The 14,576-nt window shown below is 66.7% G+C and carries 12 protein-coding genes; 6 read left to right on the forward strand and 6 right to left on the reverse strand.

The window, feature by feature from the left end:
- Positions 1-38: 38 nt before the first annotated feature.
- Both ACZ5YA_RS26285 and ACZ5YA_RS26290 read left to right on the forward strand, forming a co-directional pair.
- A complete protein-coding gene (locus ACZ5YA_RS26285; RefSeq protein WP_042796425.1) occupies positions 39-497 on the forward strand; it encodes an Lrp/AsnC family transcriptional regulator in 459 nt (152 codons plus the stop codon).
- A 159-nt stretch (positions 498-656) separates the two neighbouring features.
- Complete coding sequence (locus ACZ5YA_RS26290) at positions 657-1,268, forward strand: gamma-glutamylcyclotransferase (protein WP_059373716.1); 612 nt, start codon at positions 657-659, stop codon at positions 1,266-1,268.
- A gap of 16 nt (positions 1,269-1,284) precedes the next feature.
- Here ACZ5YA_RS26290 and pagP read toward each other — a convergent pair whose 3' ends face one another.
- The 4 genes from pagP to ACZ5YA_RS26310 form a co-directional block, all read right to left on the reverse strand.
- A complete protein-coding gene (gene pagP / locus ACZ5YA_RS26295) occupies positions 1,285-1,839 on the reverse strand; it encodes a lipid IV(A) palmitoyltransferase PagP (RefSeq protein ID WP_059373715.1) in 555 nt (184 codons plus the stop codon).
- A gap of 129 nt (positions 1,840-1,968) precedes the next feature.
- On the reverse strand, positions 1,969-3,441 hold the full coding sequence (mgtE, locus tag ACZ5YA_RS26300) for a magnesium transporter (protein ID WP_054457586.1): 1,473 nt from the start codon (positions 3,439-3,441) through the stop codon (positions 1,969-1,971).
- A gap of 10 nt (positions 3,442-3,451) precedes the next feature.
- Positions 3,452-3,862 carry an acyl-CoA thioesterase gene (locus tag ACZ5YA_RS26305; RefSeq protein ID WP_054457585.1) on the reverse strand — a complete coding sequence of 137 codons (411 nt, stop codon included), beginning with the start codon at positions 3,860-3,862 and terminating at the stop codon, positions 3,452-3,454.
- A 105-nt stretch (positions 3,863-3,967) separates the two neighbouring features.
- Positions 3,968-5,056 carry a YeiH family protein gene (locus ACZ5YA_RS26310; protein ID WP_059373714.1) on the reverse strand — a complete coding sequence of 363 codons (1,089 nt, stop codon included), beginning with the start codon at positions 5,054-5,056 and terminating at the stop codon, positions 3,968-3,970.
- Between the two features lie 134 nt (positions 5,057-5,190).
- On the opposite strand from ACZ5YA_RS26310, the gene ACZ5YA_RS26315 reads away from it, so the two are divergent.
- The gene (locus ACZ5YA_RS26315; RefSeq protein WP_059373713.1) at positions 5,191-6,084 is read left to right on the forward strand and encodes a LysR family transcriptional regulator; all 894 of its coding nucleotides are present in this window, start codon (positions 5,191-5,193) and stop codon (positions 6,082-6,084) included.
- Positions 6,085-6,087: 3 nt separating this feature from the next.
- Here the strand turns inward: ACZ5YA_RS26315 and ACZ5YA_RS26320 are convergent, their stop codons facing one another.
- Positions 6,088-7,284 carry a M20 aminoacylase family protein gene (locus tag ACZ5YA_RS26320; protein WP_059373712.1) on the reverse strand — a complete coding sequence of 399 codons (1,197 nt, stop codon included), beginning with the start codon at positions 7,282-7,284 and terminating at the stop codon, positions 6,088-6,090.
- A 75-nt stretch (positions 7,285-7,359) separates the two neighbouring features.
- On the opposite strand from ACZ5YA_RS26320, the gene ACZ5YA_RS26325 reads away from it, so the two are divergent.
- A complete protein-coding gene (locus tag ACZ5YA_RS26325) occupies positions 7,360-9,060 on the forward strand; it encodes an AMP-binding protein (RefSeq protein ID WP_059373711.1) in 1,701 nt (566 codons plus the stop codon).
- A 5-nt stretch (positions 9,061-9,065) separates the two neighbouring features.
- On the opposite strand, the gene ACZ5YA_RS26330 is transcribed toward ACZ5YA_RS26325, so the two are convergent.
- Positions 9,066-9,941 (reverse strand): inositol monophosphatase family protein, encoded by an 876-nt coding sequence (locus tag ACZ5YA_RS26330; RefSeq protein WP_118932607.1) that lies wholly within the window; start codon positions 9,939-9,941, stop codon positions 9,066-9,068.
- A 142-nt stretch (positions 9,942-10,083) separates the two neighbouring features.
- Between ACZ5YA_RS26330 and mnmC the strand changes: the two genes are divergently transcribed.
- Both mnmC and ACZ5YA_RS26340 read left to right on the forward strand, forming a co-directional pair.
- Positions 10,084-11,955 (forward strand): bifunctional tRNA (5-methylaminomethyl-2-thiouridine)(34)-methyltransferase MnmC2/FAD-dependent 5-carboxymethylaminomethyl-2-thiouridine(34) oxidoreductase MnmC1, encoded by a 1,872-nt coding sequence (gene mnmC / locus ACZ5YA_RS26335; RefSeq protein WP_306634207.1) that lies wholly within the window; start codon positions 10,084-10,086, stop codon positions 11,953-11,955.
- A gap of 272 nt (positions 11,956-12,227) precedes the next feature.
- Positions 12,228-14,453 carry a glycoside hydrolase family 31 protein gene (locus ACZ5YA_RS26340; RefSeq protein WP_059373708.1) on the forward strand — a complete coding sequence of 742 codons (2,226 nt, stop codon included), beginning with the start codon at positions 12,228-12,230 and terminating at the stop codon, positions 14,451-14,453.
- Positions 14,454-14,576: the final 123 nt, after the last annotated feature.

Below are 14,576 nucleotides of genomic sequence, written 5' to 3' on the forward strand. Positions count from 1 at the left end.
AACGGGCAAGATTGGGGCCGATCCAGCCGAGGAAACCCATGGACCAGACGGACATCAAGATACTGGCCTTGCTGCAGAAGGACGCCACCTGTTCGGTCGCCGAGATCGCCGAGCAAGTGCACCTGTCCGTCACGCCCTGCTGGCGCCGCATCCAGAAGTTGAAGGATGACGGCGTCATCGCCCGCAACGCCATCTTGCTGGATCCCTGCGCGCTGGGCCTGAACCTGACGGTCTTCGTCTCCATCAAGACCAGCCAGCACAACGAGAAATGGACGCAGAGCCTGATCAATGCCGTGATGGCCTTGCCCAACGTGGTGGAGTTCCACCGCATGGCGGGCGACGTCGATTATCTGCTCAAGGTCGTGGTCGAGGACATGGCGGCCTATGACCGCTTCTACCGGCGCCTGATCGCTGCCGTGGACCTGCTGGACGTCAGCGCCAGCTTCTCGATGGAAGTCATCAAAAGCACCACGGAATTGCCGCTGGACGCGGTATAGGCGGGCGCGCGCAATTTTTTTTCCATGGCAGGGGGCGGCGGGGATGCAAATTCCATTCGGCCCGCCGGCCGGCCCCCATCACGCAATTCTTTTGCGCAGGCTACGGCGTAGGATATCCGCACTCCCATCATGGGATGAATCGGGATATCAGAGGACCCTATGTCGTTGGCAGTACCCGCCGGCTGCGCCGGTACGGAAAATTCGCGGCGCGCGCTTTCGGTGGATGACCTGCTGGGCGGCTGGAACGGCGTCGACGACCTGTGGGTGTTCGCCTACGGTTCCCTGATATGGCATCCCGGTTTCACCTGGCGCGAACGTCGGCTGGCAACGGTGCGCGGCTACCACCGGTCCCTGTGCCTGTGGTCGCACGACCATCGCGGCTCGCCCGACAACCCCGGCCTGGTGTTCGGTCTGGACCGCGGCGGCTGCTGCCGCGGCGTGGCCTTTCAGATCGCCGCCTGCGACGTGCCGGCGGTGTTCCAGGCGCTGTGGCGCCGGGAAATGGTCACCGGCGCCTACACGCCGCGCTGGCTCACCTGCCATACGGAAGCCGCGCCGGTGCGCGGGCTGGTGTTCCTGCTGAACCGGGCCTGCCAGGAATACGCGGCCGGCCTCAGCGACGACCGTCTACTGGCGTCCGTGCGCAATGCCGTGGGGCATTCCGGGCCTTGCCTGGACTATGTCGTGGAAACCGAGCGCGCCCTGCGCGCGCACGGCATCGACGATTGGCGCCTGGGTGATCTGGTGCGCAGGCTGGGTCAGGCGTTCTGACGCCTGAAGGTCAGCGTCAGAAGCGCCAGCGGCCGAACATGAACAGCACGTTGCCCGCGCCGGCTGACCCCGGGATGTAGGTCGCGTAGAGCATCGTGTCCTTGTAGCTGGCGCTCACCAGCGGCAGGATGCCGGGAAACGGCACATAGCTCATGATGTCGTGGCGCGCCGTCAGGAAGACGGTGTAGCCCGCGCCCAGGCGGACGTTTTCACTGACCCGCCCGATCTTCAGGAAACCGTAGCCGGCGATGGGTTCGACCTTGCTGTGCGAATCCAGGAAGGCCATGGCGTACAGGCCCTGCCAGTCGCCGTCTTCGTCGTAGATGCTGCGGCCGTAGCCGCCGCCCCATGCCAGCTCGTTGAAGCTGTCGATCTTCTCTTTGCTGTAGGTGGCGCGGTTGTGCCAGGAATAGCCGGTGAAGTACAGGTCGTTGCCGCCTTCCGTCCAGATCTGGTCAAGGCGGTTACAGGCGGACTGTGCCCATGAGGGCATGCTGTCACAGGCCTGGGCAGTGGCGGCGAAGGTGGCGAGCAGCAGGCAAAGGATTGCCGCCCGGAATCTTGCGGTCATTGTGGGCGCTGAAAGGGGGAAGATGACAATCCCATTACTGTAATGGAACAGTCGTCCTCGACCCTGTCAGCTAGCTGTCAAGCAGGCGCCGCCAGAGGGAAGCGGATTTTTCCTGCTGTTGTATCCGGACTACAGCAGGAAAATCGTGGCCAGGCCCAGAAAGATGAAGAAGCCCAGCGAATCGGTGGCGAAAGTCAGGAGCACCGAAGAACCCATGGCAGGATCCTTGCCGAAGCGGGCGCGCACCATCGGCACCAGCACGCCGACCGACGCGCCGACCAGCATGTTGCAGACCATGGCGGCCATCATCACCAGCGCGATCGACACCGAGTGCGAGATGACCCAGGCGAACAGCGCCGCCACCAGGCTGCCGCACAGGCCCACCATCAGGGTGACGAAGAGTTCGCGCTTGACCAGCTGCCACAGGTTGCGGCCGGTGATGCGGCCCATCGCCAAGGCCCGGATGATCAGGGTCATGGTCTGGTTGCCGGAGTTGCCGCCGATGCCGGCCACGATGGACATGAGGAAGGCCAGGATGACGATCTGGCTGACCGTGCCTTCGAATTGGGAGGCCACGAAGGATGCCGTGGCGGCGGTACAGAGGTTGAACAGCAGCCAGGGGGCGCGGTTGCGCAGGGCGGTGGAGACGGGCGCGAAGATGTCTTCTTCCTGCAGACCGGCGCGCGATAGCGCCTGCTCCTGGGAGTCTTCGCGCATCACGTCCACCACGTCGGCGATGGTCACGCGGCCGATCAGGCGGCCCTGGTCGTCCATGACCGGCGCGGAGACCAGGTCGTAGCGTTCGAAGGCGCCGGCCGCGTCAGCGTCGGAATCCAGCGGGTTGAGCGTCAGGAAATCCGAGTTCATGACGGCGCGCACTTCGGTTTCAGGCTCGCTGACCAGCAGCTTGGACAGCGGCAGGATGCCCTGCAGCTTGTCCTGGCGGTCCACCACGAAGATCTGGTCGGTGTGGTCGGGCAGTTCGTGCAGCCGGCGCAGGTAGCGCAGCACCACTTCCAGGGTGACGTCCTCGCGCACCCGGACCATCTCGAAGTCCATGATCGCGCCCACGCTGTCTTCCGGATAGCCCATGGCTTCCAGCAGCTGCGCGCGTTCTTCTTCGGTCAGGCCCTTCTGGACTTCGGCCACCACGTCGGGCGGCAGGTCGGGCGCCAGGTCGGCCAGCTCGTCGGCGTCCATGTTGCCGGTGGCGGCAACCAGGTCCTGGCGGTCCATCGCTTCGATCAGCGATTCCCGCACCCAGTCTTCGACTTCCAGCAGCACGTCCGCGTCGTGCTCGGGGCTGACCAGCTTCCAGATGGCTTGCCGTTCGTCCTTGGGCAGCGACTCCAGGATGAAAGCGATATCGGCCGGATGCAGCCCGTCCAGCAGGGTCTTGAGTTCGGCCTCGTGCTGACGGTGCACCAGGTCCTCGACCAGCGAGGCCTTGGAGTCGCCTTCCTCCTGGCGATGCACCAGGTCGGCAACCAGTTGCTGGCGGCGCAGGCGTTCCTGCACTTCCGCCAGGGCGTGTTGGGCGTCTTCCGGGTCGAGGCGGCGGGGCGTCGCGGGCGGTTTCTGCGCGGCGGCGGACTGCGTCATGCGTTACGGCTCAAAGAGTGGGGAGGGGACGGCGGCGGCGGGCTTCGTCGGTGGCGACGTAGGTCAGCGTGGCCTCGGTGACCTTGACGATCTCGGCGTCCAGCCGCTGGCGCTCCGCGTAGACCTCGACGGACACCGTGACCGACGTCGTGCCGGTCTTGATGATGGCTGCGTAGAAACTGAGCAGGTCGCCCACGAACACCGGCTCTTTGAACTGGAAGGCGTTGACCGCCACGGTGGCCACGCGTCCGGCGGCGCGGCGCGCGGCGGGGATGGATCCGGCGATGTCGACCTGGGACATGATCCAGCCGCCAAAGACGTCCCCGTGGATATTCGCGTCCGCCGGCATCGGCATGACGCGCAACACCGCGTCGCGATCGGCGGGCAAAGTCGTAAACGGGGTTTTGGTGCTGGAGGTCATGCGGCCGACTCCACTGCTAGGGAACCAGCCGATTATGCAGGAAAAACGCGACAGCGGCGTGCGTGCGCAAAGCCCGCCGCGGCCTTGGGCGCGGCGGGCCAGGGATCAGGACGCCAGCTTGACGATGGCGTAGCCGCCGACCAACAGCCAGAGGTACAGGATCAGGCCCAGCGCCATCACCCGGGGGCCGGCCTTGCGGATCTGGGCAAAGCGGGTTTCGATGCCCAGCGCGGTCATGGCCATGGTCAGGGCGAAGATGTCCAGGCGGCGGATGGCGGCCACGGCGTCGGCGGGGATGATGTTCAGCGAATTGATGATGGCCAGCACCAGGAAGCCCACCGCGAACCAGGGAATGGGCAGCTTGGCGCCCTTGCCCTGGCCGCCGGCCGCATGCGAGGCCGCGCTGCGCAGATACAGGCCCAGGATCAACAGGACCGGCACCAGCAGGGCCACGCGGGTCATTTTCACGATGGTGGCGACTTCGGTGGTGGCGGGGTCGACATTGCTGGCTGCGCCGACGACCTGGGCGACTTCATGGATGGTGCCGCCGATATAGATGCCCAGGGCTTGGGTGTCGAGATTCAGCCAGCCTGCGTGATAGAGCACCGGGTACAGGAACATGGACAAGGTGCCGAACAGCACCACGGTAGCCACGGCCACCGCGCTCTTGTGCGGGGCGGCCCGCAGCGTGGGCTCGAAAGCCAGCACGGCGGCGGCGCCGCAGATGGCGCTGCCGGCGGCGGTGAGCATGGCGGTGTCGCGGTCCAGGCCCAGCAGGCGCTGGCCCACCACGGTGCCCAGCAGCAGCGTGCCCACCACCACCGCCACCGAAACCGCCAGCCCGGGCAGGCCCACGGCGGCGATCTGCTGGATGCTGATGTTCAGGCCGTAGAAGGCCACGGCGATGCGCAGCAGGCGCCTTGCGGTGAAGTTCACGCCCACGCCCCAATCGGCGGGCATGGTGCCGCGCAGGAAGTTGCCGTAGAGCATGCCGCAGACAATGCCCACGACCAGCGGCGAAAAGCCCAGCTGGCGGATCGCGGGCAGGTCCGCCAGCTGCATCACCGCGGCGGCCATCAAGCCGACGAACAGCACGCCATTGAGTTTGTCCCGCCACGGCGTGGCGGCGGGAGCGGCGGCGGGCGAGGCCGGGGTGGCGGGCAGGGGGACGGCGGTGCTGGAAGAGGTACTCATGGCTGGCCTTTTGGAGGAGGCATATCTAAATAACTTCACGAAATATTAATTTCCCGCCTACTATTTGAAAAATCTTTATTTCAGATATGTAATATCAGTAATTCTGATATTTAGGCGGTCCCGACCCGGCAACCATGACGCCCGACCAATTGCTTACCTTTGCCGCCGTGGCCGATGCCGGCAACATCAGCCGCGCGGCGCAGTTGCTGAACCTGTCCCAGCCCGCCGTTTCCGGCCAGCTGCGGATGCTGCAGGAATGGTTCGGCGAGCCCTTGTATCGCCGCAGTGGCCACGGCATCGCGCTGACTGAAGCCGGCGAACGCCTGGCGGAGCAGGCCCGCCAGTTGCGCCAGGTGTACCGGCAGGCCCAGGCGGTGCGCGAATCCTGGCGCGGACTGGAAACCGGCGATCTGCGCCTGGGCGCCAGCACCACCCCCGCCAGCTATCTGCTGCCCAGCCTGGTGGCGGATTTCCGCCATGCCTTTCCGGCGGTCAGCCTGCATCTGTCGGACGGCAATACGCGTGAAATAGTCGAGCGCCTGCCGGCCCTGGACCTGGCGTTCATCGAGGGCGACGTGCCTGCGGGGCTGCCCGCCGACACGGCCGTGCACGCCTGGCGGCAGGACGAAGTGGTGGCGGTGGTGCGCGCGGACCACGCGCTGGCGGGCAAGGGGGCGGTGATGCTGCGCGACCTGGCGACGTCGGCGCTGGTCATGCGCGAGCCTGGTTCGGGCGTGCGCCGGCTGGTGGAGCGTGCGTTTGCGGATGCGGGCCTGGCGCCGTCGGTGGGGTTGGAGCTGGCCGGCGTGGAGGGCGTGAAGCAGGCGGTGCGTGCCGGACTGGGCGTGGGCTTCGTGTCCGTCATGTCGATGCGCCACGAAGATGGGGCGCTGGCGGCCTTGCGCCTGTTGCCCAAGCCGCTGACGCGGACCTTGAGCATCCTGGTGCCGCACGCGGACGCGGCCGCCCGCGCCGCCGAACGCTTCCTGGCGATGTGCCTGGCGGTCGGGGCGGCGGACGGCGTTTGAGGGTCAGGCCTTGGCCAGGCGCTTGAGCGCCAGCTGGACCCAGTACGTGCCGCCCAGCGGCAGCAGCTCGTCGTTGAAGTCGTAGCTGCCGTTGTGCAGCATGCAGGGGCCCAGGCCGTGGCCGCTGTCTCGGTGTTCGCCGGTGCCGTTGCCGATCCACACATAACAGCCCGGCAATTCCTGCAGCATGAAGGCGAAGTCTTCCGCGCCCATGGTGGGCTGCACGTGGTCGTTGACGTTGGCCTCGCCCACAAGGTCGCGCAGCACGTCGGCGCAGAACGCGGCTTCTTCAGCGTGGTTGATGGTCGGCGGATAGTTGCGCTGGAAGGTGAACTGCACCTCGCAGTCCATCGCCGCGCAGGTGTGGCGCGCGATCTCTTCCATACGGCGTTCGATCAGGTCCAGCACGTCCAGCGTGAAGGTGCGCACGGTGCCGCGCAATTCAGCATGGTTGGGCACGACGTTGTCGGCGCTGCCCGCATGGATCTGCGTGATGCTCAGCACCGCGGCGTCAAGCGGATTGCGGTTGCGCGTGATGATGGTCTGCAGCGATTGCGCCAGCTGCACTGCCGCCATGACGGGATCGATGCCCAGGTTGGGCATGCCGGCGTGCGTGCCCTTGCCCTTCACGACGATGGAGAACTCGTTGCTGGACGCCATGATGGGGCCGGCGGTCAGGCCGAACTGGCCGGCCTTCATGCCGGGCCAGTTGTGCATGCCGAACACCGCTTCCATGGGGAAGCGCTTGAACAGGCCGTCGTCGATCATGCGCTTGGCGCCGCCGCCGCCTTCTTCCGCGGGCTGGAAGATCACGTAGACCGTGCCGGCGAAATCGCGGTGCTGCGACAGGTATTGCGCGGCGGCCAGCAGCATGGCCGTGTGGCCGTCGTGACCGCAGGCGTGCATCTTGCCGGCGTGGGTGCTGGCATGCTCGAAGGTATTGACCTCCTGCATGGGCAGCGCGTCCATGTCGGCGCGCAGGCCCACGGCGCGGTCGCCCGGCAGATTGCCGCGGATGATGCCGACCACGCCGGTGCCGCCAAGCCCGCGGTCGATTTCGATGCCCCATTCTTCAAGTTTCGCCGCCACCACGTCGGCGGTGCGGAACTCCTCGAACGCCAGTTCGGGATGCGCGTGGATGTCGCGTCGGATCTTGGAAATGTCGTGATGCCACGCGACGATGGGTTCGAGCAGTTTCATGGGGCTCTCGGGCGAAAAAAGGGAACGCAACAAGGGTATCATCAATCAAAAACCAATTTAATGGAGACAAATACCATGACGCGTCCGTGGCTTGCCCATTATCCGCAGGGGGTTCCGGCGGAGATATCGACAGACGGTTATGCCTCCCTGACTGACTTGCTGGACCGGGCCTGCAAGCAGTACGCCTCGCGCATTGCGTGCACCGCAATGGGCAGCAACATCACCTATGCGCAACTCGATGCGCACGCGCAGGCTTTCGCCAGCTGGCTGCAAAGCGTGGGCCTGTCCAAGGGCGAGCGCGTGGCATTGATGATGCCCAACGTGCCGGCCTATCTGGTCAGCATGCTGGGCACGCTGCGCGCGGGCCTGGTCGTGGTGAACGTGAATCCGCTCTATACCGCCGAAGAGCTGCAGCGCCAATTGCTGGACAGCGGCGCGTCGGCCATCGTCATCCTGGAGAATTTCGCGCATACCTTGCAGCGCGTCACGGACCGCGGGCAGCTCAAGCACATCGTCGTGACGGGTCCCGGCGATCTGCTCGGCGGCCTGAAGGCGCCGCTGGTCAACCTGGCCGCGCGCTACGTCAAGAAGATCGTGCCCGCGTGGCAGATCGACGGCGCCCGCATGCTGCCCGACGTGCTGCACGACGGCGCGCGCCAGCGCTTTGCGCCGCCGGCGCTGTCGATGGACGATGTGGCCGTGCTGCAATACACCGGCGGCACCACCGGCGTGCCCAAGGGCGCGATGCTGTCCCATCGCAACCTGGTGGCCAATGTGCTGCAGACGGAAGCGGTGGCGCAGCCGGTGGTGCATGACCTCGCGGACCGGCAGCTCACCATCATCAGCGCGCTGCCGCTCTACCATGTGTTCGCAATGACCGTGTGCGGGCTGTATGGCCTGCATGCGGGCATGCGCAATGTGCTCATCATCAACCCGCGCGACCAGCCTTCGCTCATCAATGCATGGCGCAAGGTGCCGATCAACGTGTTCCCCGGCGTCAATACGCTGTTTAACGCGTTGGCGCACAACGAAGACTTCGCGCGCCTGGATTTCTCCGGCTTGCGGCTGACCTTGGGCGGCGGCATGGCGGTCCAGCAGCAGGTGGCCGAACGCTGGCTGAAGATCACCGGCAGGCCGCTGATCGAAGGCTATGGCCTGTCGGAGACCTCGCCGGTGGCGACCGTGAATCCCACCAATGCGACCGCGTATTCGGGTTCCATCGGCCTGCCGTTGCCATCCACCGACGTGGCCATCCTCGATGACGAAGGCCGTGAAGTGCCGCTGGGCGAACGCGGCGAAGTCGCCATCCGCGGCCCGCAGGTCATGCTGGGATACTGGCAGAAACCCGAAGAAACCCGCCACTCCATGACCGCCGACGGTTACTTCCGTACGGGCGATATCGGCATCATGGACCAGCAGGGCTACACCCGCATCGTTGACCGCAAGAAGGACATGATCGCGGTCTCGGGCTTCAAGGTCTACCCGAACGAGGTCGAGGCGGCCGTGGCCCAGCATCCGGGTGTGCTGGAATGCGCGGCAATCGGCGTGCCGGACGAGCACTCGGGCGAGGCCGTCAAGGTGTTCGTGGTGCGGCGGGATCCGACGCTGACCGAGGCGCAGATCCAGGATTGGTGCCGGGAAAAGCTGACCGGCTACAAGCGTCCGCGCTACGTGGAGTTCCGCGACGAGCTGCCCAAGAGCAACGTGGGCAAGATACTGCGCCGGGAACTGCGTCCCGACGCGGTGGCGGGCGTACCCGCAGACAAGGCGGCTTAGGGCCGTCAGTCCTTCTTGTCGAGGTGCGGCGCAATCATCTCGTGCAAGGCGCGCTCGATGGCCTTGTTGCCGGCCACGACGCGCCCGCCGATGGGCCAGGGATCCTGGCGGTGCATGTCGGAACACGCGCCGCCCGCTTCGCGCAGGATCAGCGTGCCGGCGGCCACGTCCCAAGGCGCCAGGCCCATTTCCCAATAGCCGTCGTAGCGGCCGCAAGCGGTCCAGGCCAGGTCTAGCGCGGCCGCGCCCATGCGGCGCACGCCGCGCGCGCGGTTGATGGCGTCATGCAGCATGGGCATGTATTGCGCGGCGAATGAAAAATCGCGGAACGGGAAGCCGGTGGCCAGCACCGCGTCTTCGATGGTCGGCGTGCGCGAACACTTGATGCGCCGGCCGTTGAGCCAGGCGCCCAGTCCGTAGACTGCGGTAAAGAGCTCTTCGCGGCTGGGGTCGTAGACCACGCCGACCACGGGCGTGTCCTCGGCCAGCGTTTCGGAAGCCGATATGGCGGTGCCAGCGTGCGCGATCAGCGCGATCGACACCGCGTAGTGCGGGATGTCGTGCAGGAAGTTGGTGGTGCCGTCGAGCGGGTCGATATACCAGGTGGCGCTGCCCTGGGGCTTGCCGCCGGTTTCTTCGGCGACGATGCCGAACTTGGGCGTGCGGGTTTGCAGCTCCTGGATAATGGCGGTTTCCGCCTCGCGGTCCGCTTGCGATACGAGGTCGTTGCGCGCCTTGCGGTCGATCACGAGATCGGCGCGGTGATGCGCGTAGGATTGCAGTATGGCCGCGCCTGCATGGGCCGCAGTGACTGCCGCGTCGATCGCGGCGCACAGGTCGATGGGCGAGGTCTGCGAACGGGGCTGATCATAGGTATCCATGAAACCAGTGTAAGCCTATGTATGCGTCAAACCTGTGGCTGAGCCCCGAAACTGCCGTGCCGCGTGGCGTCCGCCCAACGCGGCTGCATACAACCATTCGCGCTGATTTTCATTCTCCATTTCGTCTGCCGCCGCCGTTTCCATGTCCTTTTCCTATGCTCCCCTCATCCCCGCCAAGGCTGAATTCGATGCTGATGGCCGGCTCTATAGTCCGGCTTATGGCGACGTCTACCATTCGCCGTCGGGCGCGCTGGGGCAGGCGGAACACGTGTTCCTGCGGGGCAACGGCCTGCCTGAGCGTTGGCGCGGGCGCCGCGCGTTCACCGTCTGCGAAACGGGCTTCGGCCTGGGGCTGAATTTCCTGGCCCTCTGGAAAGCATGGCGCGACGATCCGCAGCGCAGCGCCGCGCTGCACGTGGTGTCGCTGGAAGCGCATCCCTTTGAACGCGAAGACCTTGCTGCTCTGTTGGCGCGTTATGCCCCCGAGCCCTTGGCCGGCCTGGGGCGGCAATTGGCGGCGGGATGGCCGGTCTTGTTGCCCGGACTGCATCGCCTGGAGTTCGAGGGCGGCGCAGTCACGCTGACCCTGGGCTTGGGCGATGCGCAGGTTCTGGCGTCCCGCCTGAGCGTCGGTGTGGACGCATTCTTCCTGGACGGTTTCGCGCCCGAACGCAATCCGCGCATGTGGGAGCTACCTTTGCTGCACAACCTGGCCAGGCTGGCGGCGCCGGGTGCCACGCTGGCCACCTGGGCCTGCACCGGCGAACTGCGCCAGGCCTTGCGGACGGCGGGTTTCGAGGCGCGGCGCGCGCCTGGCTACGGCGGCAAATGGCATATGACGGTGGCGACCGCCGTTGCGGCTGGCAGCGCAGCGCAGGGCGGCCCGGACGGGGTGTCCCGCCACGCCGTGGTGGTGGGAGCGGGGCTGGCGGGTTCGGGCATTGCCCAGGCGCTGGCCGCGCGCGGATGGCGCGTAACCGTGATAGACGCGGGCCGGGCGCAGGGCGCGGCGGCGCATGCAGGCCATGTCGCCGCGGCCTTGACGCCGGTAGTGGCGCGCGATGACAACGCGCGGGCGCGCCTGTCGCGCGCCGGCAGCCTGCGGGCGCTGGCGCGCTGGCAGGGTTTGCCGGCAGGCGCGGCGCCCCTGGTTTGCGGCACGGTCCAGTTGGAACGCGACGAAGGCCGGTCCGCGGCCTTGGCCGGCACCTTGGAGACCCTGGCTTTTCCCGAACACTGGGTACGCCAGGTCAGCCGCGACGAAGCCAGCGCCTTGGCCGGCCTGCCGCTGGCGCGCGGCGGCGTGTATTTCGGACAGGGCATGCTGTTGCGGCCTGACCTGCTGATAGAAGCCCTGCTGGCGACGGACGGCGTGACCCTCTTGCCCGGCACGGCTGCCAGGGTCGAGCGCATCGGCGCGGGCTGGAGCGTGCGTGATGTTGCCGGCGCCGAACTGGCGTGCGCCGATGCCGTCATCCTGGCCAATGCGTTCGGCGCGCGCGCCGTGCTGGCCGATAGTGGGCTGCTGGATCCCTTGCCGCGCGTGGGCCAGATGCACGCGCTGGCGGGCGAGGTCACGCTGGTGCCCGCGCAGGCGCTGGGCGGCGGCCCCCGCTGCATCGTCGGAGGCGAGGGCTATCTGCTGCCCGATGTGGGCTCGGGCTGCGTGGCCGGCAGCACCTACGTGCATGGCGCGTCCGAAGCGCGGATCGGCGCCGAGGGCCAGCGTGTCACCCTGGGCAAGGCCGCTGGCCTGCTGGGCGGCGGCTTCCCCGACTTCGAATCCCTGGAACCCGGCAGCCTGCCGGGCTGGGCCGGTTGGCGGGCCGTGCTGCCAGGGCGCTTGCCGGCGGTAGGAGAACTGCCTCACGCTCCGGGCCTGTGGCTGGCCGTCGGTTATGCGTCGCGGGGCTTGTCGTGGTCGGCGCTCATGGGCGACCTGATCGCCGCGCGTCTGGCGGGGGAGCCGTCCCCCTTGGAAACGGACCTGGCGCAACTTATTTCGCCACGATGAAAAAAAGCCGGAAGCGGCGTCGGGGACATGTCCCAGGTGGCGTAGAATGGCAGGAATTGCCGGGATTTGGCGCCAAATTGGCCTGAGTTGGCCGCGAACCTGGCATTTTGGCGGCTCGACGGCCGCTCCTTTTGGGGGGCGCTGGCCGAAGGCTTTAGACCCCTTTTATGGATGAGATCGCAGTCCAAATGAGGGGCCGAGTTTATTTCAAAGCCCAAATCCGTCAAAATAGCGTCTTTTGATGGTTTTTGGCTTAAGCCGGGGGATGCTCTGTGCCGCCCAAGTTCGACTTTGCCCATACTACCCAGCTCGAAACCGTCGAGCTGCTGACGTCCCGCCCCAGTCGCATCGATTTCGACGCGGGCGATGGGTTGCACCTGGTAGTCGAGGCGCATGCGCCGGGCGTCTTTCGCCTGCGCTGCGGCGAGGCTAATCACCTTACCGATGACAAGCCCGGCGCGCGTGCGCGCGCCGTGGCGGAAATGCTGCTCGCGCGCCAGGAGGCCGTGGGCGAAGCCGTTATCGCTCCGCGCGACGACGGGGAGGGCTGGCGGATCACCCAGGGCGACGTCTCCCTGGAAATCCTGTCCAACCCCGTGCGCGTCGCGATCTACCGCAACGATGAACGGGTGTTCGAGTCCGAGGTATCCGCGCATACGCCCGCATTCGGGCACAACGCGCTGGACCAGGCCGACGACGCCGTCTGGACGGCGGGCTTCACGCTGCAGTCCGACGAGCGCGTATACGGCCTGGGCGAAACCCCGGGCGACCTGAACCGCCGCGAAGAATCCGTGGTGTCCGACGACCCCGAGCACCGCGCCCTGCCTTTGGCATGGAGCCCGCGAGGCTGGGGCGTCTATGTCAACACCATGCGCCGCGTCGAGCATTCGGTGGGCGTGGCACCCGCGGATTCCGCCTACGTGCTGACCGTGGACGATGTCGTGCTGGACATGTTCCTGTTCGCTGGCGAACCGGGCGAGATCCTTAACCAGTACACCGCCTTGACCGGCCGCGCGGGTCAGCCCTCGCTGTGGGCAATGGGCGCCTGGCTGCAGCAGGCCCCGGGCGAAATGCCCACGGACACCGTGGCCTTGGTCGCCCGCATGCGCGAAAACCAGATTCCGGTGGATGCCGTGACGCTGGCGCAGCCGGCGGCCTGGGGCTTCCAGTCGGACAAGACGGTTTTCGAATGGAACGCCCAGCGCTTCCCGGACGCCAAGCAGATGCTGGCGCTGTTCCACAAGCACCATGTGCATGTCGCCGCTTCCGGCTTCCCGGGCGTGCTGAAGACCAGCCCGCTGTTCGAGGAACTTGAAGACCGCGGCTGGCTGCTGGCCAAGGACGACGGTTCGGCCCAGGTGTTCGACGGCAACGCCGCCACCTCCGGACAGCCCTACGGCCTGCTGGACCTGACCTACCGCGACATCTACAACCTGTGGGTGGAGCGCCATCGCCAACTGGTCGAAGACGGCCTGGACGCGCCTGCGTGCGACGCCCAGATCGCCATCCCCGACGGCGTCACCGCCCGCAACGGCGAAACCGGCCCCGCGCTGCGCAGCATGTATCCGCTGCTGGTGCGCCGTGCGCTGTTCGATGCGGTCGCAGGCCTGAAGGTGCCGCCCGAAGGCGTGGTGCCCAGCTCCGACCTGTTCCCTGCCGCCCAGCGCCTGCCGTGGCAGGTGGGGCCGCAGGCTGAAAACACCTGGGAAGGGCTGCGGCATACGTTGCGCACCGCCTTGTCGATCGGCGCCAGCGGCTTGCCCGTCCAGGTGCATGGCATCGGCTCGGCCGCGCGCGACCGTGCCGGCATGACGCCCGAGCTGTACCTGCGTTGGCTGACCGCCGGCGTGTTCTCGTCGAACTTCGCCTTCCAGGGCGTGGAAGGCCTGATGCCCTGGGACTTCGGCGAAGAAACCCTGGCGCATGCCAAGACCTGGATGCAGTGGCGCTACCGCCTGGTGCCTTACGTGCTTGGCGCCATCGAGGACTCGGCGCGCACCGGCCTGCCGGTGCAGCGCTCGATGGCCATGTCGTTCCCGAACGATCCGCACGCGCACGACTGGGACCTGCAATACCTGCTGGGTCCGGCCCTGCTGGTGGCGCCCGTGACGGAACCCGGCAAGCAGGTGCGCGTGTACCTGCCCAAGGGCGAAGCCTGGTGGGACCTGAACACCGGGCACCGCTACGAAGGCGGCACCACCTGGACCATCGATTGCGAATTGGGCCAGTTCCCGGTTTTCGGCCGCGAAGGGCACATGCTCTGTCTTGGACCGGCCGCGCAGCATACGGGCGAGTTCAACTCGGCTCGTATCCTGGACGAGGTCTGGATGTTCGGCATGCCGGTGCATAACCCGGTCGTCATGCGCAACAAGATCCGCGTGATGCAGATGCAGGGCTCCAGCTACATCAAGGGGCTGGAAGGCTTGCGCATCTCTCCGTCCGAGGGCCTGGAAGTCAAGCGCCGCGGCGCGGAAGTCCGCATCTCGCGCGCACGCTGAAAAAACCGGCTGCGGCCGGTCCGGCACAAAATGGGCAGTCAGGAAGGCTTTCCTTCCTGACTGCCCTTTCCGCGTTATGGCATTGCTCCTTGGGGACGCAACCGGGCGCGGGTTCGGGCCTTT

This window comes from Achromobacter sp. JCM 18799 (assembly GCF_055395645.1).

What these genes read in the sequence shown, in the direction of transcription:
- ACZ5YA_RS26285 (WP_042796425.1), top strand. Translation starts at nt 39, where the DNA reads ATGGACCAGACGGACATCAAGATACTGGCCTTGCTGCAGAAGGACGCC.
- ACZ5YA_RS26290 (WP_059373716.1), top strand. Translation starts at nt 657, where the DNA reads ATGTCGTTGGCAGTACCCGCCGGCTGCGCCGGTACGGAAAATTCGCGG.
- pagP (WP_059373715.1), bottom strand. Translation starts at nt 1,839, where the DNA reads ATGACCGCAAGATTCCGGGCGGCAATCCTTTGCCTGCTGCTCGCCACC.
- mgtE (WP_054457586.1), bottom strand. Translation starts at nt 3,441, where the DNA reads ATGACGCAGTCCGCCGCCGCGCAGAAACCGCCCGCGACGCCCCGCCGC.
- ACZ5YA_RS26305 (WP_054457585.1), bottom strand. Translation starts at nt 3,862, where the DNA reads ATGACCTCCAGCACCAAAACCCCGTTTACGACTTTGCCCGCCGATCGC.
- ACZ5YA_RS26310 (WP_059373714.1), bottom strand. Translation starts at nt 5,056, where the DNA reads ATGAGTACCTCTTCCAGCACCGCCGTCCCCCTGCCCGCCACCCCGGCC.
- ACZ5YA_RS26315 (WP_059373713.1), top strand. Translation starts at nt 5,191, where the DNA reads ATGACGCCCGACCAATTGCTTACCTTTGCCGCCGTGGCCGATGCCGGC.
- ACZ5YA_RS26320 (WP_059373712.1), bottom strand. Translation starts at nt 7,284, where the DNA reads ATGAAACTGCTCGAACCCATCGTCGCGTGGCATCACGACATTTCCAAG.
- ACZ5YA_RS26325 (WP_059373711.1), top strand. Translation starts at nt 7,360, where the DNA reads ATGACGCGTCCGTGGCTTGCCCATTATCCGCAGGGGGTTCCGGCGGAG.
- ACZ5YA_RS26330 (WP_118932607.1), bottom strand. Translation starts at nt 9,941, where the DNA reads ATGGATACCTATGATCAGCCCCGTTCGCAGACCTCGCCCATCGACCTG.
- mnmC (WP_306634207.1), top strand. Translation starts at nt 10,084, where the DNA reads ATGTCCTTTTCCTATGCTCCCCTCATCCCCGCCAAGGCTGAATTCGAT.